This window comes from Leptolyngbya sp. GGD (assembly GCF_026735145.1).
In the GTDB taxonomy this organism is placed as follows: Bacteria; Cyanobacteriota; Cyanobacteriia; order Leptolyngbyales; family Leptolyngbyaceae; genus Leptolyngbya; species Leptolyngbya boryana.
This window is the reverse complement of the sequence record NZ_JAPQKE010000008.1, coordinates 15,571-35,257: the sequence shown is the minus strand read 5'-3', so window position 1 is coordinate 35,257 and position 19,687 is coordinate 15,571. Positions and strand designations below refer to the sequence as shown.

Below are 19,687 nucleotides of genomic sequence, written 5' to 3'. Positions count from 1 at the left end.
CCATGAAACAGTCATCTAATGTAGAGAGTGCCCTAACTCAATTCCAGTTAGCGAACGCTTGGCACGCTCGAGGTAATCTGGACGAAGCCTTGACGCGCTATCAAGAAACAATCCGACTACATCCGAACTATGCGCCTGCCTATCAGCAGGTCGCTAATTTGATGCTCAAACAACGTCGGATGGAAGAAGCATTGCAGTACTACGAGCAAGCGCTGAGCTTAGATTTTGAAGCAACCGATCTATCGTTTTACTATCACTGTTTGGGCTTATCAGAACGTAAGAGTTCTTCTAGTCAAGCGGAAATTGTTTCAGCAGGAAACTCAAGCGTGATCAAGACAGAACATATACCTAGAAGAATTACCACTGGCAAAATTAATCTTGGAAAACAACGAATTTTTGGGTTTCATCGTAGCGGCTGGAACTTTGCAGTTCAGGCACTGAGTCCGTTGCACAATCCTCATGGTGTTTTGTTTGATGGGTGTATAGAAAATCAGTTTCTATTTCAGCACAATGCGCGATCGCGATCGCGCCAAATTTTGGCAAAAATGAAAGCTGATGGTGTGTTTCAGTATCTCGCAACCTCAGAAGAAAAAGGAATTACGCCTTATCAAAAACCTTGGGTTGGGTTCTTCCACAATCCTCCTGCTATTCCCATTTGGTTTCACTATCACAATTCACTCCAAAGGCTATTTCAAAAGCAAATCTGGCAAGATAGTCTACCTCATTGCATTGGGTTGTTTGCCCTCTCGAACTATCATGCAGAATGGCTAAGAGAGCAGACAGGCAAGCCTGTTTCTGTGTTAGTTCATCCAACTGAAATTCCTGAAAAACAGTTTGATTTTCATCAATTCTTACAAAATCCACGTAAAAAAGTGGTGCAGATTGGATGGTGGCTCCGCAAATTGAACTCGATTTATCGACTCCCACTGGATAAAGATAATTCACTGGGCTATGAGAAAGTCAGGCTAGGTTTTTTGTTTGATGTAGCCGAAGATCTCATTACTAAGCTGATGCAGCAAGAAGCGAGAATTCATAAGATCGATGTTGATGAAGCATACTCAGAAAATACGACTGTTCTTCGACATCTCCCTAATGATGAGTACGATGATCTGTTAGCTGCCAATATCGCCTTTATCGATTTGTATGATGCCAGCGCGAACAATGCCGTTATTGAATGCATCGCTCGTGCAACTCCCCTGCTCGTCAATCCACTCCCGTCCGTGAAAGAATACTTGGGTGATAAGTATCCCATGTACTTCAACACTCTAGAAGAAGCCGCAGAAAAAGCGTTGGATACGTCCTTAATTCTTGAGACGCACCTTTACCTGAAGCATTGCGAAACCAGACAGAAACTCTCAGCAGATTACTTCCTGAATAGCTTTTGTAACAGTGAAGTTTATCGAATGATTTAATGAAAGGACAATTCTGATGACTGTTAATTTTCCGCTGGTTAGTGTGATTATTCCGGTTTACAATCGCGATCGCTATCTGGCTGAGGCGATTGATAGTGTTCTCGCTCAGACTTATCCAGCGATCGAGTTAGTTGTGGTTGATGATGGATCGAGCGATCGTAGTGCAGAGATTGCTCAACGATATCTCCCAAATCTTGTTTACCACTATCAGCCCAATGGTGGAATCAGCGCCGCTAGAAATACCGGAATTGGCTTAGCTCAAGGCGAATTTCTAGCCTTTCTTGATTCCGATGATATTTGGATGCCAGACAAGTTATCTCAACAAATGGCAGCTTTTACATCTGATCCAAATTTGGAGGCTGTGTTTGGCTATGTTCAACAGTTTTATAGTCCAGAGCTAGACGAAACGTTTCGGCAACGCATTCGCTGTCCGGAGCAGCCGAGTGCTGCTTATATTTCCAGCGCGATGCTGATTAAGCGATCGGCGTTCCTGCGAGTCGGTGAGTTTGAAACCGAGTTAAAAACAGGAATCGATATAAGTTGGTATGCCCGCGCGGTCGAACAACAGTTGAGACAGCTCATGTTGCCCGACATTGTTTATCATAGGCGGCTGCACGAGACGAACAGTGGCATTACAGAACGTCAGCACGCGAATCAACGTCTCCATATTCTCAAAACGATGCTGGATCGACGGCGGCAGTCTAATCTCCCTCAAACGACTCAGGAAATCTAAACATGCGCAACTTCTTTCAACCTCGCCCCAAGTCGGATCAGAAAACTGTTCTATTGACGGGAGCAGCCGGAACGATTGGGATGTCCTTGCAGCAACATCTAGGGGAAACCTATCACTTTCGTTGTCTCGATCGTAAACGTATTCCCCAGGTGCAAGATATGCGAGTGGTCAACATCGAAAACTTTAGAGCAGTGCTTAAGGCAATGCAAGGAGTCGATGCTGTGATTCATCTTGCAGCAAATCCTCGTATCGATCAGCCTTGGCAAGACGTTTATACGAGCGGTATTGGTGGAACATACAACGTCTTTGCAGCAGCTCGCCAAGCTGGAGTCAAGCAAATCATCTATGCCAGCACGAATCATGTTTCTGGCTGGCGAGAAGTGAAGCAAGAACCTCAGATTACGTCTGATCAACTGGTTCGCCCTGACTCGTTGTATATGACCCTCAAGATGACGCTGAACGCTTGCTGACCGCTCTTAAATTGACTTAATCAACGAGTCGCTGTGTTTTACGGGCAAGCGATGCTCTCAGGATTTTGATGGCACGATGAACGCTTTCACGCCATGCTTGCCAGGACAAATTCGCGCCATGAAGCCGCCTGAGAATCAGTGTTTCAGGAAGTGTGATGATAGGGATTTGAGCATCTCTGGCTCGACATAACCATTCGAGATCTTCACTGGCACGATAATCAGGCGAGAAATTCCCAATTTGACTAAACACAGTTCTGCGAACGACCAGCGTACTAGGAATGGGACTCTTGTGATCTTCAAGCCCAATTTCGGGTTGAAACCAGGATGGGAGCTGAGTTCCTGGTTCGATAAAATTTTTGATTTTCGTTGCGGTGATGCCAACATCCGGATTCTCTAACATATAGGCAATCTGAATACTGAGCTTATTGGGCTGCCAGACATCATCTGCATCTAAGAACGCAATGAATTCTCCTTGAGCCTCTGCGATCGCGCGATTACGAGCTACTGATACTCCCTGATTCGATTGATAAAAGTAACGCACTTCTGGATAAGCACGTACTACATCAGCAGTGTGATCCGTTGAACCGTCATCGACCACGATCGTTTCGAGCGGATGGTAACTTTGAGCGCGTACGCTATCCAACGTTGCTGCGATGAATTTTCCGTAGTTACAGGTGGGGATGATCACGCTTACTAAAGGAGAAGTGCTCATGATTGGTATTGCTTAGGGTCTAGTAACTGTCTTGATGCAACCTGCTTGACCTGTTCCAGATTAGATTTAATCCCACTCAGATAGGGGCTTACCGTATCTTCGCTGCCTTCTATGAAGATGACGTTGCCAACTCGATTTGAGAGGCAAACTTTCTCACAAGTGCTATTGGGGCGATTGTCAACAAGCTGTTCAAAAAAATAGTCATTCGGTTCAACACAAATCCCTGTCCATCCGAACTCTTGTTCCAACACATAACAGCTACTGGCTGCTTTACCATTCGCGGCTCCGATTTCTAAGAAATAACCGTTTCGCTTGCCTGGAAACACATATTCAGCAATCCAACGATCGTTATTCGTTTCGTTATAGTATTGTCGCTGGGGTGGAAGTAGAGCGGGTGTAAATCGGGTCAGCCCATCAATCATTTTTCGCTGCAAAGCTCTCATCTCACTGCCTCATTTAAAGTGATGTCAGTAAATTCGCAATCACAGCGGGAATCTGGGCTACGTCCGTACCGAGTTCCAGAGCATAGCAAGGAACTTGCTTGACTAAGCTAGACATCATCTGGAATGCCGTTTTTCCACTACCTGCTAATTGGAACATTGTGCTGGGCGCAAGTGCTTTTAATGCCATTGCTGCTGTTGTCGGGCGCAAATGCGTGTCTGATTTTCCAGTTACTTGTGGAACTAATACCGCTTTAATCGGAAAGCCTGTGACGACTTTTTCAGGGCAGTGATGATTCAGAAAGAGCATTGCTTTTTCTGAATCTAGGCGATCGCGATTATTGACCCAAGGGGCCAACCGAGGAAATCGCTCTAAATCTTCTTGTCCCTTCAGTTTGGCAGTGTTGTAGAGACTATAAACATAGGGAGTCGGCTCCATCGAAAGCAGACAATAATCATCGCTGGCGTAAACGAGTGGACTATCGATGCAAGCGAGCGCAGTAGAAGATTTGCCAGACCCCCCTTTCCCTGCAAGCAAGACACCTCCATCTAGAGTGCCAACTGCTCCAGCATGAACATATTGTTTGTGACGATCGGTTGTCCACCAATTTAGAATCATTTGCAGAGGTGAACCCTTTTCCCAGTAGGGAATATTTTCGGCATCTTTAATCCAGTAACAGGCAAGATTTTGCTTGCGATCGAGCACGCTCAGAATGTTCGGTCCGATGTGAAAGTTGGAGCGAATGCGATCGCCATCGTATCCTTTGACTTCTTTGCGCGGTCCTAAGTGGCTCGTCCAATTGATCTCAAGCAGTTCGATGAGACTGCCAATCAGTAATGGCAATTGCGTTGAGGTAGAAGCACTATCCCAAATACAAATCGTGAGATCTGGATCTGCTACAGGTGAAGTCACTAAGTGAGCAAGTGCAGGTGTGAGATAGGGAACTAATCCGTCTCCTGCAAACTGTAGACAAATCGTATATCCTCCAATTAGATAGAAGAACTTCACGATTCCAACAGCTTGAGCGGCTCGCTCAAATCCTGCATGAACCATCTGAAAATAGACGAGCTGTTCCTGTTCTTCTAATCTCAAAGCGGGTGGAGCTGGAGTAAGTTGCATAAGAGTGACTTAGTATCGGGGAACAAGAAGCGTTTTCAGAATTTGTCTACCTGGAAATGGGCGATGCCGAAGCTGAAATAAATACTGTTCTAAAGGTCGCATCACAGGTAAGCTTTGCGCTCTCAGCCACGGTTGCCACTCTCCTGCTAAGACTTGATAGGTGGACAATTCCTCAGATAGGAGCGGCATCTGCACCAGCGTAGGCAGTACCCAGTTCGGTACATCTAACTCAAGGATTTGGTGCAACAGCGTCAGCGTGTTTCGCAGGGGCAAGATCATACGATAGCGTTGTGCTTGAGTGATCAATCGTTGCCAGTCCAGATCGTCGCCAAATCTCTGGATCAGTAAAAATGCATCTGCGAGACCCTGAATGGTTTGTCCTCTTGCCTTCAAGAATGTTCTTGCACAGATTTCTAAAAGCTGATCGGTTGGATCGAGTAAGAATCCAGCGTTAGGAAGCGAGATGGCTCGCCGCCAAACCTGCTCATCTGTCTCATCTTGAGGGAATGCCCAAAATAGACGCGTCTGAATATAGAGGCTCTGCTGTTGCGCCTTGAATTGGATTGACAACTGTCCCGGAGTCGGTGCAGGGGCTTCCCAATCAAGAGCTGTAAGCGTCTTGAAGGTAGGGTCTAGCTGCTCTTGGCGGAGCAGCAAATGGAAACTGGAGACAGGTAAATTGCTGCCGTGAAAATTGAGGGCAGCATCTCCGAGAACGATCGCATCAATTCCAGCTTCTGCCAAGGCTGCCAAAATGGTATGAAGCGATCGGATCTGAAGTTGATTAGCATACCAAGTGCGCCGATAAATCCCTTTCAGCCTTGCCATGTGAGGGTCTTCGACACCGTGCGCCAATAGAGTTTGGTATAGTTGCGGCAGGAGTGTAAAGGATGTTGAGTCTAAGGTTTCAATATCGACGCGAGATTTCCACTGCTCCCAAGCGGTGAGTGCAGATTGACCCTTCAAAAGGGCTGCTTTTAACAGAAGCTCTTGTGTGAAAGTGAGACGATAGAATCCAAACTGGAAGATGTGTTTTTTGTGCTTCTCTGGTGAATTGTTCATGAGCGTTAGGCAGACTTGGCGTTAGGCCAGCCTACTTCTACATCGACTTCATGAATTGGATCAAGTAGGAGTAAGTCTTCCATGTCGGTGAACTTTTCCAATATCGGTTTTTCAAATTGAGGTTTGGAGGCAGAAGGTGCAATCGTTGTGGTGGGATTTGGCGAATCAAGCGTCGTGCCTTCGACTTTCAAGATCAGTTCTTCACGGATTAGATGGTCTAGAAACTCATCGACGGCTGTTGCAATATCCTCGTAGCTTGCTGCATAGGTTTGCGTGAGTTGATCAATGAGGTGAAGACGATCTCTGCCTTGCTCAAGACCACTCCAAACTTCTGCGCCTGTCTTAAGCAAGCTGTAGTAGTATCCTTTCTCTAAATTAACAATGACGACTTCTCCATCAATCGTTTCACAAACGACTTGCGGTGTATTGACCTGAAAGCTTATGTTCATTTTGAGGCTGATATGAATTACACAGGTGACTTGTTGCAGTTTTTACAGCGTCACAATCGAGCGTCAGGGAAATCTTTGCAAGGCTTCATCGAAACTTCATCAAGCGCTGCTAGTGGATTGTCGATTATGAAAGCTAGACATAATCAGCAGTATAGATACTTTTATTGTTGGCATCTTGTGATATTCAGAGACTGATGCAATCTCTTGATGCACATTTCTAAGACATTTCTTTAAATAGTACTCGGAACATGCTTTGTTCTTTTTTTAACTATGACGAGTTTTTAATTTAGGAATCGAATCGTTGATAATGCTGTGTACAAACCTCATGCAGTTAAAGTGATGACAATAAAATTAAAGATCAAACAGCAGATCGCAAAATACTTGCCAGGAAATTGCTTACAGGCAACAACACAATCGTTCAAAACCCTGTTTCCTAAGAATTTTCGTGTTACTTGCATTGCATCCGGGTTGAAATTTACAGAAGGTCCGCTGTGGTCTGCAGATTCACAATGTTTACTATTTAGCGATATTCCTGCTAATCGGATCTACAAATTTGCAGATGGACAATTAACGGTTTTTCGGGAGCCTAGTGGTAACGCGAATGGCTTGACGCGCGATCGACAAAGACGATTGATCACTTGTGAGGAAGGAAGCCGTCGTTTGACGCGGACAGAGCTAGATGGAACGATTACTGTGTTATGCGATCGCTTTGGTAACCAGAAACTCAACAGTCCTAATGATGTGATTGTGAAACAAGATGGCTCAATCTACTTTACTGATCCACCTTATGGAATTCAACCTGAGCAGCAAGAACAACCTGTTCAAGGAGTTTACTATCTATCAATTGATGGAATGCTGAAACTGGTTGTTCAAGATTTCATTGCACCGAATGGTTTAGCATTATCTCCAGATGAAAGGACGCTGTATATTGATGATTCGTCGGAACGCTGTCATATTCGTGCATTTGATGTGCAAGCGGATGGTTCTCTAACAGGCGATCGAGTTTTTTGCGCGATGAGTACTCCGGGAGTATCTGGGAATCCAGATGGCATGAAGGTTGATCAAGCCGGGCATCTCTATGCGACTGGACCTGGGGGAGTTTGGGTGTTTGAACCGGATGGAACTCATCTGGGCACGATCGTATTTCCAGAGCAGCCTTCTAACTGTGCCTGGGGTGATGCTGATTGGTGCAGTCTCTATGTTACGGCTTGTAGCTCTGTATATCGGATTCGTGTGAATATTCCAGGGATTCCAGTTCCTTAAGTTACCTATCTTGGAGTGGGCGTTACTGAACGGACAATTACTTCAACTTTTTCAGGCTTCTGATGCGGTGTAGTTGGGTAAGCGACATCTCCAGCAAAACGAAGCTGCTGATCGACTAAAATCCGGGCACGAATGACATAAGATATGTCTTCACGAATGCTAGAAGTATTGTAATTGAGCGAAAACGGGATCGGGACTTGTTTGCCTTTCGTTTCGATAGTTTGTTCTGCAAGAACTTCGATTGGTGCGTCAACCGATTCTAAAGTGACTTGCACGATCGCATCAGGCGGCAAAGCAATCCGCTCTCGATAAGTGACGTTGCCAGAGACGGTTGTAGAGGCTGGAGAGATCATTGTTCCGGTGCAAGCTTGATAAAATGGTCGATTGTTGTGCGTCAGTTCAGCTTGATCTCCTTTGCCAGAAAAGGTGTACTTGCCAGCTTGATATCGAATTCCAGAACCTGTGCGAACTTGGCGCAGGTTCAGAGATTGATTCTCGAAAGTCACGATCGCACGATTGCCAATAAATCTTGCTCGAAACTGCTTGCCCTCGCGACACTGAAACTCATAGATCCGAGCTTGTGCAGGCTGTTGTGCTTGAGCCGCGATCGCTGTTGTGAGGAACAAAAATGTTGCAAGTCCTATACCCTGGTTAAAAAATTTCATTGTCCTAAAGGTGAACGATATTGATTGATGAATACTCTTCATCACAATAGTTCCAAGCAAAGTTAATTTAACTGTGAGGCGGCGCTGATCTCCACTACGCGATCGTTTTCAAATCGAAACACTAAGGACGAAGCGTACTGATCGTTGGCATAAAACACTGCATTGTCTTCGTCGGCACTGGGCGTTCCGTAAATTCGTAAGACTTTGTTTCGGCGATCGCCGACGCGCACTCCTTCTAATGTTGCGAACTTTGAACTACGCGTTGTAATCGAATAAACTGTAGCATTCGGTTCTTGACGAACGCCCATTGGGACTTCAAAATGCACTTCCAGTTCTGGATATTTCCAGTAGAGCAAGGTTCCACAACAGGTTGAAGCTTGAGATGCCATTTGGGGTGGCTTGCCGAGTTTGCGTTCAACCTGAGACGCTTTCATACCCAGTTTGATGCCTGCAAGACCCATGCGAGCAATAGACATCTCTTTTGGCGGTGATTGCACTGGAGCCGTGAGAGAAACTGAAGCGAGCGGAACTGCAACGAACGTCGTGGTCAGAAGAAGAATTGTAAACAGCGATCGAGAATGAGTCAGCATAATCAAAATTTCTGAAGGGGCTTAATTTCTGCTTCAAGCCTAAAGCCATCATTCCTCAATTTTTTCGAGTGATTTCGACAAATCAGGTCGAGACTGAAAGATTAACAAAATCAAGAGAGTTTTTCGTCGATCGCACTTTTCATACTAAAAGTGATCACACAGCCTTGGAGGAAGATCTGTTGGAACGCTTGATTTTAGTGCTAGAAGAAAACCCAGAGCAGGCGATCCTGATTCAAAATGTCTTTCAACAGGATGAAGTTCCTTGTCGAGTCGAAGCGATCGCCGATGGTGCAAGCGCGATCGATTTCTTGTATCGCCGAGGCATTTACGAAAATGCTCCTCGCCCTGACTTAATTTTGCTGGATTTGGACTTGCCTGGAAAAACAGGTCATGAAGTCTTGAAAGAACTCAAATCCGATCCGCAGTTTAGAAGAATACCCGTGATCGTGCTGACCTTTTCTGAGAAGAAAGAAGACATCTTTCAAAGCTATGTTTTGCAAGGCAATAGCTATGTGATCGAATCTTCGGAACGCGATCGATTGACTGAAATTATTCAGCGAATTAAAGATTTTTGGTTAGGAATTGTAACCTTACCAGGAGAGTGAGCGCTCAGGATTGTTTGTGCTTTGATTGCAGAGTCCTAAATTTTATAAGCTCAGAAATCTAATTAAAAAAACTGGCGATTTTAATTAACGATCTTGCTGAAATTCCTGCGCTATGCTCGGACGTGGAACGTAGGGGTAGATGTGGCAATTCACAGAGGCAGGAAAAGATTATGACTGACTTAAATTTAGATACTCAATCAAGCAGTTTAATCAGCTTGAAGCAACCTTCCATTCATCGCCTTACCCAGGTTCAACCTCATGGCATCCTGCTCGTGTTAAAGGAGCCAGAGTTAATTATTTTGCAGGCAAGCCGCAATACGACTTCTCTGTTAAAAATGGATGCTGAATCATTGCTCGGAAAAGCGATCGATGAAATTCTCGACTCTTTCCAAGTTGAACGAATCCGAGCTGGATTATCCGCAGACAATCTTGACTTTATTAATCCAACGAGAATTTGGATCAAACGAAATGGCGATGACTATGCTGTATTTGATGCCGTATTCCATCGCAGCGCAGACGGCTTTTTAGTTCTAGAGTTAGAACCTGCTTTGACAGAGGAAAACATTCCATTTCTGAGCTTTTATCATCTTGCAAAAGCTTCGATTAGCCAGCTCGAAGCAACGTCTAATCTTCAGGATTTTTGTCAAATTATTGTCCGCGAAGTTCGCAAAGTCACCGGATTCGATCGAGTGATGCTTTATCGCTTTGACCATGATGGACATGGCGAAGTGGTTGCAGAAGAAAAAATTGCAGAACTTGAATCCTACTTTGGGCTACATTTCCCTGAATCCGATATCCCGCAACCCGCTCGGAAAATGTTCTTGTCTAACTGGATTCGCGTGATTCCAGATGCTCACGCCGAACCTGTTGCCCTCTATCCGGCAAATAATCCACTGACCTACCAGCCAACCGATTTAACCCTGTCCATTCTTCGCAGTCCTTACGCGTGCCACACTGAATATCTGCACAATATGGGAGTTGGAGCATCGTTGACCATCTCCTTGATGAAAGACCAAAAGCTTTGGGGCTTGATTGCTTGTCATCATCGCACTCCCAAACCTGTGCCGTATGAATTGCGGAAAGCCTGCGAATTTTTAGGGCGTGTGATCTTTGCAGAAATCTCGACTCGCGAAGAAACGGCAGACTATACCTATCGAATGCGCCTTGCACAGGTACAATCTGCCTTGGTTGAAGCGATGTCTGAAGCAAGTAACTTTATTGAGGGTCTGACACAATCCGAGCCGAATTTACTCGATCTCGCAGATGCAACAGGTGCAGCAATTTGTTTTGGTGGACGCTGGACGACTTTAGGGCAAACCCCCTCTGAAGAAGAACTGAATTATCTGGTTCAATGGCTTGCGAAGAACAATGATGACGAGGTGTTTTACACTCAATCTCTGCCGCTGATTTACTCTGATGCGGAGCGATTTAAGCATGTGGCGAGTGGATTACTCGCGATTCCAATTTCTAAGCGGAGCTATGTCCTCTGGTTCCGTCCAGAAGTGATTCAAACTGTGAACTGGGGAGGCGATCCAAATCATGCGTATGAGCTTAAAGAATCCGGAGACGATCGTCGTTTATGCCCCCGCAAATCCTTTGAGCTTTGGAAAGAGACAGTTCGGCTCAATTCCTTGTCATGGAAGCCTGTCGAGATTCAAGCTACATTGGAATTGCGAAAAGCGATCGTCAACATTGTCCTCAAGCAAGCTGAAGAACTCGCACTCCTAGCTCAGGATTTAGAGCGATCGAATGCTGAATTGAAGAAGTTCGCCTATGTTGCTTCGCATGACTTGCAAGAGCCACTCAATCAAGTCGCGAACTATGTGCAGCTTCTCGAAATGCGTTACCACGATGCGCTGGATCAAGATGCCACTGAGTTCATCGATTTTGCTGTCGAAGGTGTGAGCTTAATGCAGACGTTGATTGATGATGTCTTGGTTTACTCGAAGGTTGATCTCAAAGGCATTGAATGGCAACTGACTCATTCTGAAGCGGCGCTGACTCATGCACTCAGTAACCTCAGAGGACGCATTGCCGAGACGGAAGCGACTGTAACGTATGATCCGATGCCTCAAATTGTGGCAGATGGAACTCAGTTGATGCAGCTCTTCCAGAATCTCATTGGGAATGCGATTAAATTTAGAGGCACAGAACCACCGAAGGTTCATATCGGCGCGCAACGGCAAGAAGATACTTGGCTGTTCTCAGTGCGCGACAATGGCATTGGCATCGATCCGCAATTTAGCGATCGCATCTTTGTGATCTTCCAACGCTTGCACACCCGCGATGAATATCCTGGCTCTGGAATGGGACTCGCAATCTGTAAGAAGATTGTCGAATGCCATCGAGGTCGGATTTGGGTCGAATCCAATGTCAATCAAGGCGCAACCTTCTACTTCACCATTCCCGTCGGAGGACGAGATGCCGGAAAGAAAACGCATCTTTCTCATCGAAGATAATCGAGGCGACATTCGGCTCATCCAAGAAGCGCTGAAAAGCACAGCGACAGAATGTGATGTGATTGTTGCTCGCGATGGCATGGAAGCGATGCAGATCCTTCAGGCTCAAGATCCTTACCCGGATTTGATTCTGTTGGATCTGAACTTACCAAAAAAAGATGGGCGGGAAGTGCTAGCAGAGATCAAAGCTGATCCTTTGCTCAAGCATATTCCCGTGGTTGTTCTGACCACTTCGCGCAATGAAGAAGACATTCATAAAAGCTACGATTTGCATGTCAATTGCTACATTGCTAAATCTCGAAATTTACCCCAACTATTTAAGATTATTCAGGGGATTGAGGAATTTTGGTTAGAGACTGCGACATTACCTATCAGAACTGGTTAGAGAAGCCTTCTGTGCAGGTGCTGCTTGTAGAGGATAGTGCTCCAGAAGTGCGCCTGCTCCAAGAAATTCTCAAAAGCACGATTCTGACTCGATTTGAGCTTGTCCCAGTACAGCGCATGTCAGATGCGATCGCACAGTTAAAATCGACTCATTTTGATATTGTTTTACTTGATTTGACTTTACCTGATAGCACTGGACTCGATTCTGTGAGTAATTTAACCTCTCAGTTTCCCAGTGTTGCGATTGTTGTTCTGACGAATACCAATGATGATGATCTAGCAATCAATGCAGTTCGACATGGCGCTCAAGACTATTTGATGAAGCGTCAACTCAATCCGGATACATTGATTCGCTCGATGCGATATGCGATCGAGCGAAAACAAGCCGCAGAAGCATTGCGGGAGGCAAATGAAATCTTAGAGCAACGCGTTCAAGAACGTACCGCAGAACTCAAGCAAGAGATTGAACGATGTCAAAAAATCCAAGCCCGATTAGAACTCGCTCAAAAAGCTGCGAAAACTGGAACCTTTGAATGGAATCTACAAACGAACGAGATTAATTGGACAGCCGAGGCTGAAGCACTTTATGGTCTAGCTCCGGGAAGTTTTGCTGGGAGCTATGAGCATTGGATTGAGCTACTTCATCCTGACGATCGAACTAAGATTGAGATTGAAGATCAGCAAGCTCTCGATACTGAATTCCGAATTCTGCACCCTGACGGAAGTCTGCGCTGGATTGCGGTACAAAGTAGCCTTGTGGCTCAACCGCTGCGAATGCTTGGCATTCAAATGGACATTACCGAGAAAAAGCAGCTCGAAGCCCAATTTCTCAGAGCACAAAGACTCGAAAGTTTAGGTACTCTAGCAGGTGGAGTGGCGCATGATCTCAACAATATTCTCACGCCCATTTTGGCAGTCACTCAGATTCTGCCGCTGAAGCTTCCCAATCTCGACGATCGCAATCGCTACCTCTTAAAGACGGCTGAAACGAGCGCGCGGCGCGGCGCGGACTTGGTGAAGCAAATTCTCTCGTTTGCAAGAGGAGTCGAAGGACATCGCGTCAGTTTGCAATTGAGTCATGTTCTGCGTGAGGTGCAGCAAATCATTCAGCAGACTTTACCTAAATCGATCGACATTCATACCAATATTGCTTCTGACCTTTGCACGATTACAGGTGATGCAACCCAGATCCATCAGATTCTAATGAATCTCTGTGTGAATGCGCGGGATGCCATGCCTGAAGGTGGAACTCTAACGCTGCAGGCTGAGAACATTGAAATTGATCATGCGATCGCGCGGTTACATCTTGATGCTCACGTGGGTTCTTATGTGGTCATCACTGTCACAGATACCGGAACGGGCATTTCGCCAGAAAATCTCAATCGGATCTTTGATCCATTCTTCACGACGAAAGAGATCGGAAAAGGTACAGGTTTAGGACTTTCTGCTTTACTAGGCATTGTTAGAAGCCATCATGGATTTGTTGATGTTCAAAGTCAGTTTAATCAAGGGAGTCAGTTCAAAATTTATCTGCCTGCGGATTGCTCAAAAGAATGTCCTTCAGAGGAGACACTACAGTCTCTATCAGGTCAGCAAGCTTGGGTACTAGTCGTGGATGATGAGCAGGCAGTCTGTGATACTTTACAAGCGATGCTATTGGCTCATGAGTATCAGGTTGTTGTCGCAAAAGGGGGGACAGAAGCGATCTCACTGTTGACCGAACATTCAGAGATTCAAACTGTGATCATGGATCTGATGATGCCGACATTAGATGGATGGGCAACGTTACCTTTACTACGGCGAGTGAACGGAGAAATTTATGCGATCGCGATGAGCGGACTTGCATCCACTGAAATTGTGACTCAAGCTGAAAGACGTGGCTTTCAAGGATTCTTACAAAAACCATTTACGACTCAAGATCTGCTGAAAGTACTCGCTCAACAACAACAGCAATTGTCGTTTTTGGTGTAGTCCGAAGCTAGAGTAGTGCTGAATTAGGTGGGAGTAGGGAGTGGGGAGTTGTTTCTTTGCTAGCTCCCTACTCTTGTTAATCGCTTACTTTTGGAAATGTTGAAATCCTTGGTCTAAGCTCAAAGTGCGATCGCTAAATTCCCCGGAACTATCAATCAATCGCACTGCTAAATCAGAAGTAATTTGACCCACGATCGCTGAGCCGCTGACTTGCTCGACCCAAAGCTTCGCTTCTTCAAACGGCAAACATAAAACAAGCTGAAAATCCTCGCCGCCATACAATGCCCATTCTATTGCTTTTTCAGCAGTCACCCACTGTTTCAAAGCTGGATCAATTGGGATTAAAGCACGATCGAGCTTCGCTCCGACTCCACTCATCCGACAGATTTGTAGGACTGCATCTGCTAAGCCATCGCTACTATCCATTCCAGACACGCGGCTCGTCAGTTGAGGAATATCAAATCGCGGAATTGGATATTGATGGGCGCGAATTAATGAGGCTCTCTTTGGTGCAGGGTCAGAATTCAGGAGCATTTCTAATCCTGCACGAGATGAACCATGAAATCCAGTCACAAAGATGGCATCTCCGGGCTGAGCGGTCGATCGCTGAATCACACGATTCGGATCAACCTGACCAAATGCAGTAATCGCGACAGTAATCACAGGCGATCGGCATAAATCTCCACCGACCAAGGCTCCCCCGTATTGATTTAGACAATCCGCCATGCCTTGATAAAGCTTTTCTACCCATTCTACGGGGGTTGTTTTTGGGAGACCTAATCCAACCGTGATGCCGAGCGGTGTAGCTCCCATAGCAGCCAAATCAGAGAGATTTGCCGCGATCGCTCTCCAACCTGCGGCTTCGGGCGGAGTTGTACGATCGCTAAAATGCACGCCATCGACCAAAACATCGGAAGTAATCACAATCGATTTTCCAGGTTCAGTCGGCAGAACCGCAGCATCATCTCCTACGATCGCACGAGGACAAAAAGCTTGAACTCGTTTTAATAATCCTTGTTCGCCAATATCTTGAACGGTAAGCGTCATAGTGTCGAATTAATCCCGCGATGATGATATCAAAAGAACTCACGATCGCAAACGCCTTTGTCAGTCCTAATCTCTCGGCTTACTCACGAGAATCCGCCAAGTTACAAACACTGTCACCGCAACGAAAGACCAAAACACTAAAGCATCCTGCCAATTTTCTAGAAAACCAATGTGATCTGACACGATCGCTCCTCTGTACTTTTAGAATTAATTCTATCCCGGTGAAAAACGACATATACGCAGATCGCTAAAAATAAGGCTGGAGTTCTAAAATGAGCAGATTTCAACATGCGATCGTGATTGGCAGTGGAATGGCAGGATTGTTAGCAGGCAGAGTTTTAGCAAATCACTTCGAGCAAGTGACGATCGTGGAACGAGATCGGTTTCCCGATGCACCTCAGCCCCGAAATGGTATGCCTCAATCTCGGCACTTACACGTTCTGTTAATGCGCGGACAGTTAATTCTCGAAGCATTGTTTCCAGGATTACGCGATCAGTTGATTCAAGCTGGCGCAGTGTCCTTAAATCCTTCAGGCGATGTGGCATTGTTTGGTGCGTTTGGGTGGCTCCCCCGGTACGAATCGAACTTAGTCCAAATCTCAATGAGCCGAGACTTACTGGATTGGACAATTCGGCAACGATTAGAGCAAGTCGAGAATGTGCAATTTCTACCGGAGTCTCAGGTCACAGGGCTGATTGCAGCTGAAGATGGACAAGGCATCGCCGGCGTTAAAATTCAAGATCAATCTCTATCTGCCGATTGGATTGTAGATGCGAGTGGACAAACTTCCAAAACGCCGCAATGGCTAAAAGCTTTAGGATATGAACCTCCATTAGAACTGTTTGTCAATGCCTTCATTGGGTATTCGAGTCGCATCTACCGCCTGCCTACGGACTTTCAAGCTGATTGGAAAGGTATCTTTATTACCTGTGCGCCTCAAGGTGCAACGAGAGGAGGCGCACTGTTCCCGATCGAAGGCGATCGCTGGTCAGTCGGATTGGCTGGTGCAGAACGAGATTATCCGCCCACGACCGAAGCGGAGTTTCTAGAGTTTGCAAAAACTTTGGTCAGTCCTGAGATCTATGAGGCAATCAAAGATGCAGAACCCTTAACGCCCATTTACGGGTTTCGGAAAACTGAAAATCGATTGCGACGGTATGAGAAAATGCAGCGCCAGCCTGAGAATTTTGTCGTGCTCGGACATGCCGCCTGTACGTTCAATCCAATTTATGGACAGGGCATGACGGTTGCAGCACTCAGCGCTCAGACTTTGGATCGGTGTTTCACACAACATCGATCGAGTTCACTAAAAGGTCTGGCTCGAAAAATTCAGAAAGAGGTCGCGAAGGTACAAAATCAGCCTTGGACGTTTGCGATTAATCAGGATTATCGCTACAGCAGTGCTGAAGGGCTAAAGTCCCAAGGACTGAATCGATTGCTCGATCTGTATTTCGATCATCTCGGTCAATTGATGACGCAGAAAAAAGAGATTTATCAAGCGTTTTTAGAAGTCATGCACATGCTTAAACCTGCTTCAAGTCTGTTTCAACCAGGGATTGCAATTCAAGTGCTAGGACAAGCACTGCGATCGACAGCAGCGAGAGAAACAAATAAAAAAGAGACAATTGAACCTTCAACTGTCTCTAATAATGCTTAGGGGATGTTTGATAAAAGGATCATTCGTCGCCTCTATCCGCCCCGGAATGGAATTCCGGGGCGAGATAGACTGGAGCGAAGAAACTGTCGATACTTTTCAACCACTCTTTTAGGCTCGATCGCCCAAATTCCTATTCTTCATCTAAGGTTTCGTCATCATCCATTAGCTCATGCTCATCCACTTGACCCACTGAATTCGCTGACACCTGTGCGCCCATCTCTAGCTTCTCACGCACCTGCACTTCAACTTCTTTGGCAATCTCTGGACGCTCTTCGAGATACTTAATGGCATTATCTCGACCTTGGCTGATATTCTCGCCCTTGTAGCTATACCATGCGCCTTTACGGACAATCACATTGGTCTCTTCCGCCAAATCGACCAAACATCCAAGCGTAGAGATTCCCTTACCAAAAATGATGTCAAATTCTGCAATTCGGAACGGAGGCGCAACCTTGTTTTTTGCCACCTTCACTTTCGCACGGGTTCCAAACTCTTCGGTTCCCTTCTTCAGTGTTTGAATTCGACGAATATCCAGTCGTACCGAAGCGTAATACTTCAGAGCTTGACCGCCTGTGGTCGTTTCTGGGCTACCGTAGGTCACGCCAATCTTTTGCCGCAACTGGTTAATAAAAATCACCGTACAGCCCGATTTGCCGATGTTTCCGGTGATTTTCCGTAAGGCTTGGCTCATCAAACGGGCTTGCAGACCCATGTGCGAATCACCCATCTCGCCTTCAATTTCAGCCCGAGGAACCAACGCTGCAACCGAGTCCACGACGACCACATCAACGGCAGTCGATCGGACAAGCTGATCCACAATTTCCAATGCCGATTCACCCGTATCTGGCTGAGAGATCAAAAGATTTGCAATATCGACACCCAAAGCGGCTGAATAGCTTGGATCAAGCGCGTGTTCAGCATCCACATAGGCTGCAATTCCACCCGATTTTTGTACTTCTGCGACCGCATGAAGCGCCAGCGTCGTTTTACCCGAACTTTCAGGGCCGTAAATCTCGATTACTCGACCTTTCGGCAAGCCGCCACCGAGCGCCAAATCCAGCGTCAAGGCTCCCGTTGGAATCGTTTCTACTTTCATCCGGGTGGCATCGCCTAGGCGCATAATACTGCCTTTCCCGAAGTTGCGCTCGATCTGGGTGAGCACGAGATTTAGGGCTTTTTGCTTATCGGTCGTTTCTGTTGTTGTTGTTTTACTTGCCATTAGCGCCTCAGAAAGTAGGTGTGAAAAATATGTGGGGCAAACGGGAGGGAATGAATCCAAACTTGATCAAGGGGGCAATTGTACCCGATGCGCTTTGATCTATCATCTTATTCCCAAAATTTGTAGCATGGAGATCTGGAATTGCTCTCTCTAGGGTAACGAGTATGACCTCGAAACTGCCGAATTTATTGGTTCCGGATTCCGCCCTATCTGTGGCGGATTTAACGGCTTACATTCAATCGCTGATCGAGCAGGATGATCAACTGCGTCAGGTTTGGTTAACCGGAGAGGTTTCGAGTGCAACTCGATATCGCAGCGGTTTGTTTTTTACGCTGCAAGATCCAGCGGCCAAGGCGGTGATTCAGTGTGTGGTTTGGAGTAGTCAATTGCATAAGTTGACGACGATCCCAGCGCCGGGAGAACAGTTGATTGTGCTCGGTCGGGTGCATGTACAGCCGCACCGGGGCAGTTATCAGTTGGTGGTCTGGCAGGCACTTCCGGGTGGGGAAGGTCTGCGTGCTTTGCGATCGCGTCAACTCAAAGACCGTCTAGAAGCAGAAGGGCTGTTTGATGTCGATCGCAAACGCCCAATTCCATCTCATCCTCAAACTGTGGCGGTGGTGACTTCACCGCAAGCCGCCGCTTGGGGAGACATTCAAAGAACGCTCAAACGACGGTATCCAGGTCTTCGGGTGCTGTTTTCCCCTGCATTAGTGCAGGGCGATCAGGCTCCCAGCGCGATCGTCAATGCGATCAGGCGAGTGGAGCGAGATGGCAGAGCGGATGTACTAATTCTATCACGAGGAGGCGGTGCGATCGAAGATATGGCTTGTTTTAATGACGAAAATGTGGTGAGAGCGATCGCAAACTGCTCAATTCCAGTAATTGCGGGCATCGGACATCAAAGAGACGAGTCGTTGGCGGATTTAGCAGCCGATGTTTTTGCACATACGCCAACTGCGGCGGCAGAACAGGCAGTGCCTTGTTTGGCGGATTTGTATGAGATTCATTTAGAGCGATCTGAGGCATTAAGCTCAGCCATGGCGAGGTACATGATGATCGCTCAGGATCGATTGGTGGGATTGCGCGATCGTATGTCGCGCTTGAAGCTCGATCGGGCATTAAAACAGGAAATGCAAGTCGTATCCTGGTTGCAGCAGCGATTAATTCATTCGACGCAAAGACGATTCCAATCTGCATCGCAGCATTGTCAGATGTTGCAAGAGAAATTAGCCACGCTCGATCCACAAGCGGTTTTGCAGCGAGGATATGCTGTCGTCCGGTCTGAGAAAGGAATTGTGCGATCGGCGAAGGATGTGTCGATCGGGGATAACTTGACAATTCAGCTAGGACAAGGAGAAATTGAGGTGTACGTCAATAGTGTATTGAATACATCAGCCCAACCGAATCCAGAACAACTATAAATAA

Annotated in this window: 19 protein-coding genes; 10 read left to right on the top strand and 9 right to left on the bottom strand. The window is 46.3% G+C overall.

Annotated elements, in window-relative coordinates; genetic code table 11:
- Positions 1–2: 2 nt before the first annotated feature.
- From OU814_RS25900 to OU814_RS25890, 3 genes are read left to right on the top strand one after another with little or no spacing between them, the layout of a single operon-like run.
- A complete protein-coding gene (locus tag OU814_RS25900) occupies positions 3–1,412 on the top strand; it encodes a tetratricopeptide repeat protein (protein WP_268242572.1) in 1,410 nt (469 codons plus the stop codon).
- Positions 1,413–1,428: 16 nt separating this feature from the next.
- Entirely contained in the window at positions 1,429–2,145 is a 717-nt protein-coding gene (locus tag OU814_RS25895) for a glycosyltransferase family 2 protein (RefSeq protein ID WP_268242571.1), read from the top strand.
- A gap of 2 nt (positions 2,146–2,147) precedes the next feature.
- On the top strand, positions 2,148–2,615 hold the full coding sequence (locus OU814_RS25890) for an NAD-dependent epimerase/dehydratase family protein (protein ID WP_268242570.1): 468 nt from the start codon (positions 2,148–2,150) through the stop codon (positions 2,613–2,615).
- A 16-nt stretch (positions 2,616–2,631) separates the two neighbouring features.
- On the opposite strand, the gene OU814_RS25885 is transcribed toward OU814_RS25890, so the two are convergent.
- Genes OU814_RS25885 through OU814_RS25865 form a run of 5 tightly spaced genes read right to left on the bottom strand, consistent with a single transcriptional unit; the run spans position 2,632 to position 6,398 of the window.
- A complete protein-coding gene (locus OU814_RS25885; protein WP_268242569.1) occupies positions 2,632–3,327 on the bottom strand; it encodes a glycosyltransferase family 2 protein in 696 nt (231 codons plus the stop codon).
- Positions 3,324–3,770: a hypothetical protein gene (locus OU814_RS25880; protein ID WP_268242568.1), complete on the bottom strand. Its 447-nt coding sequence runs from the start codon at positions 3,768–3,770 to the stop codon at positions 3,324–3,326. Before OU814_RS25880 ends, OU814_RS25885 begins: the two co-directional genes overlap by 4 nt.
- Before the next feature lie 13 nt (positions 3,771–3,783).
- Positions 3,784–4,887 (bottom strand): serine kinase, encoded by a 1,104-nt coding sequence (locus OU814_RS25875; protein WP_268242567.1) that lies wholly within the window; start codon positions 4,885–4,887, stop codon positions 3,784–3,786.
- Positions 4,888–4,896: 9 nt separating this feature from the next.
- Positions 4,897–5,949: a nucleotidyltransferase family protein gene (locus tag OU814_RS25870; RefSeq protein WP_268242566.1), complete on the bottom strand. Its 1,053-nt coding sequence runs from the start codon at positions 5,947–5,949 to the stop codon at positions 4,897–4,899.
- A gap of 5 nt (positions 5,950–5,954) precedes the next feature.
- Positions 5,955–6,398 (bottom strand): PqqD family protein, encoded by a 444-nt coding sequence (locus OU814_RS25865; RefSeq protein WP_268242565.1) that lies wholly within the window; start codon positions 6,396–6,398, stop codon positions 5,955–5,957.
- A 339-nt stretch (positions 6,399–6,737) separates the two neighbouring features.
- On the opposite strand from OU814_RS25865, the gene OU814_RS25860 reads away from it, so the two are divergent.
- Positions 6,738–7,661, top strand: a complete 924-nt coding sequence (locus OU814_RS25860) for an SMP-30/gluconolactonase/LRE family protein (protein WP_051077807.1) — start codon at positions 6,738–6,740, stop codon at positions 7,659–7,661.
- 5 nt (positions 7,662–7,666) lie between these two features.
- Here OU814_RS25860 and OU814_RS25855 read toward each other — a convergent pair whose 3' ends face one another.
- Together OU814_RS25855 and OU814_RS25850 are read right to left on the bottom strand one after the other, a co-directional pair.
- On the bottom strand, positions 7,667–8,326 hold the full coding sequence (locus OU814_RS25855) for a YbaY family lipoprotein (protein WP_190653310.1): 660 nt from the start codon (positions 8,324–8,326) through the stop codon (positions 7,667–7,669).
- 62 nt (positions 8,327–8,388) lie between these two features.
- Complete coding sequence (locus tag OU814_RS25850; protein ID WP_268242564.1) at positions 8,389–8,916, bottom strand: hypothetical protein; 528 nt, start codon at positions 8,914–8,916, stop codon at positions 8,389–8,391.
- Positions 8,917–9,095: 179 nt separating this feature from the next.
- Between OU814_RS25850 and OU814_RS25845 the strand changes: the two genes are divergently transcribed.
- From OU814_RS25845 to OU814_RS25830, 4 genes are all read left to right on the top strand, one after another.
- Positions 9,096–9,521: a response regulator gene (locus tag OU814_RS25845; RefSeq protein ID WP_197693253.1), complete on the top strand. Its 426-nt coding sequence runs from the start codon at positions 9,096–9,098 to the stop codon at positions 9,519–9,521.
- 170 nt (positions 9,522–9,691) lie between these two features.
- On the top strand, positions 9,692–11,980 hold the full coding sequence (locus OU814_RS25840; protein WP_017289134.1) for a sensor histidine kinase: 2,289 nt from the start codon (positions 9,692–9,694) through the stop codon (positions 11,978–11,980).
- A complete protein-coding gene (locus OU814_RS25835; protein ID WP_017289135.1) occupies positions 11,943–12,365 on the top strand; it encodes a response regulator in 423 nt (140 codons plus the stop codon). The genes OU814_RS25840 and OU814_RS25835 overlap by 38 nt, the downstream gene beginning before the upstream one ends.
- On the top strand, positions 12,326–14,335 hold the full coding sequence (locus OU814_RS25830) for a hybrid sensor histidine kinase/response regulator (RefSeq protein ID WP_026148760.1): 2,010 nt from the start codon (positions 12,326–12,328) through the stop codon (positions 14,333–14,335). Before OU814_RS25835 ends, OU814_RS25830 begins: the two co-directional genes overlap by 40 nt.
- A gap of 84 nt (positions 14,336–14,419) precedes the next feature.
- Here OU814_RS25830 and thiL read toward each other — a convergent pair whose 3' ends face one another.
- Positions 14,420–15,382, bottom strand: coding sequence for a thiamine-phosphate kinase (thiL, locus tag OU814_RS25825; RefSeq protein ID WP_268242563.1), 963 nt, complete (start codon positions 15,380–15,382; stop codon positions 14,420–14,422).
- Positions 15,383–15,654: 272 nt separating this feature from the next.
- Here thiL and OU814_RS25820 point away from each other — a divergent pair, with 272 nt between their 5' ends.
- Complete coding sequence (locus tag OU814_RS25820) at positions 15,655–17,040, top strand: NAD(P)/FAD-dependent oxidoreductase (protein ID WP_268242562.1); 1,386 nt, start codon at positions 15,655–15,657, stop codon at positions 17,038–17,040.
- Between the two features lie 130 nt (positions 17,041–17,170).
- Here OU814_RS25820 and recA read toward each other — a convergent pair whose 3' ends face one another.
- On the bottom strand, positions 17,171–18,259 hold the full coding sequence (gene recA, locus OU814_RS25815) for a recombinase RecA (RefSeq protein WP_017289139.1): 1,089 nt from the start codon (positions 18,257–18,259) through the stop codon (positions 17,171–17,173).
- A gap of 164 nt (positions 18,260–18,423) precedes the next feature.
- Between recA and xseA the strand changes: the two genes are divergently transcribed.
- Entirely contained in the window at positions 18,424–19,683 is a 1,260-nt protein-coding gene (xseA, locus tag OU814_RS25810; protein WP_268242561.1) for an exodeoxyribonuclease VII large subunit, read from the top strand.
- The last annotated feature ends 4 nt before the right edge of the window (positions 19,684–19,687 follow it).

Coding starts and splice junctions, on each gene's coding strand:
- OU814_RS25900 (WP_268242572.1), top strand. CDS start 3: ATGAAACAGTCATCTAATGTAGAGAGTGCCCTAACTCAATTCCAGTTA.
- OU814_RS25880 (WP_268242568.1), bottom strand. CDS start 3,770: ATGAGAGCTTTGCAGCGAAAAATGATTGATGGGCTGACCCGATTTACA.
- OU814_RS25820 (WP_268242562.1), top strand. CDS start 15,655: ATGAGCAGATTTCAACATGCGATCGTGATTGGCAGTGGAATGGCAGGA.
- recA (WP_017289139.1), bottom strand. CDS start 18,259: ATGGCAAGTAAAACAACAACAACAGAAACGACCGATAAGCAAAAAGCC.
- OU814_RS25870 (WP_268242566.1), bottom strand. CDS start 5,949: ATGAACAATTCACCAGAGAAGCACAAAAAACACATCTTCCAGTTTGGA.
- OU814_RS25865 (WP_268242565.1), bottom strand. CDS start 6,398: ATGAACATAAGCTTTCAGGTCAATACACCGCAAGTCGTTTGTGAAACG.
- thiL (WP_268242563.1), bottom strand. CDS start 15,382: ATGACGCTTACCGTTCAAGATATTGGCGAACAAGGATTATTAAAACGA.
- OU814_RS25875 (WP_268242567.1), bottom strand. CDS start 4,887: ATGCAACTTACTCCAGCTCCACCCGCTTTGAGATTAGAAGAACAGGAA.
- OU814_RS25885 (WP_268242569.1), bottom strand. CDS start 3,327: ATGAGCACTTCTCCTTTAGTAAGCGTGATCATCCCCACCTGTAACTAC.
- OU814_RS25850 (WP_268242564.1), bottom strand. CDS start 8,916: ATGCTGACTCATTCTCGATCGCTGTTTACAATTCTTCTTCTGACCACG.
- OU814_RS25860 (WP_051077807.1), top strand. CDS start 6,738: ATGACAATAAAATTAAAGATCAAACAGCAGATCGCAAAATACTTGCCA.
- OU814_RS25835 (WP_017289135.1), top strand. CDS start 11,943: ATGCCGGAAAGAAAACGCATCTTTCTCATCGAAGATAATCGAGGCGAC.
- OU814_RS25890 (WP_268242570.1), top strand. CDS start 2,148: ATGCGCAACTTCTTTCAACCTCGCCCCAAGTCGGATCAGAAAACTGTT.
- OU814_RS25895 (WP_268242571.1), top strand. CDS start 1,429: ATGACTGTTAATTTTCCGCTGGTTAGTGTGATTATTCCGGTTTACAAT.
- xseA (WP_268242561.1), top strand. CDS start 18,424: ATGACCTCGAAACTGCCGAATTTATTGGTTCCGGATTCCGCCCTATCT.
- OU814_RS25840 (WP_017289134.1), top strand. CDS start 9,692: ATGACTGACTTAAATTTAGATACTCAATCAAGCAGTTTAATCAGCTTG.
- OU814_RS25855 (WP_190653310.1), bottom strand. CDS start 8,326: ATGAAATTTTTTAACCAGGGTATAGGACTTGCAACATTTTTGTTCCTC.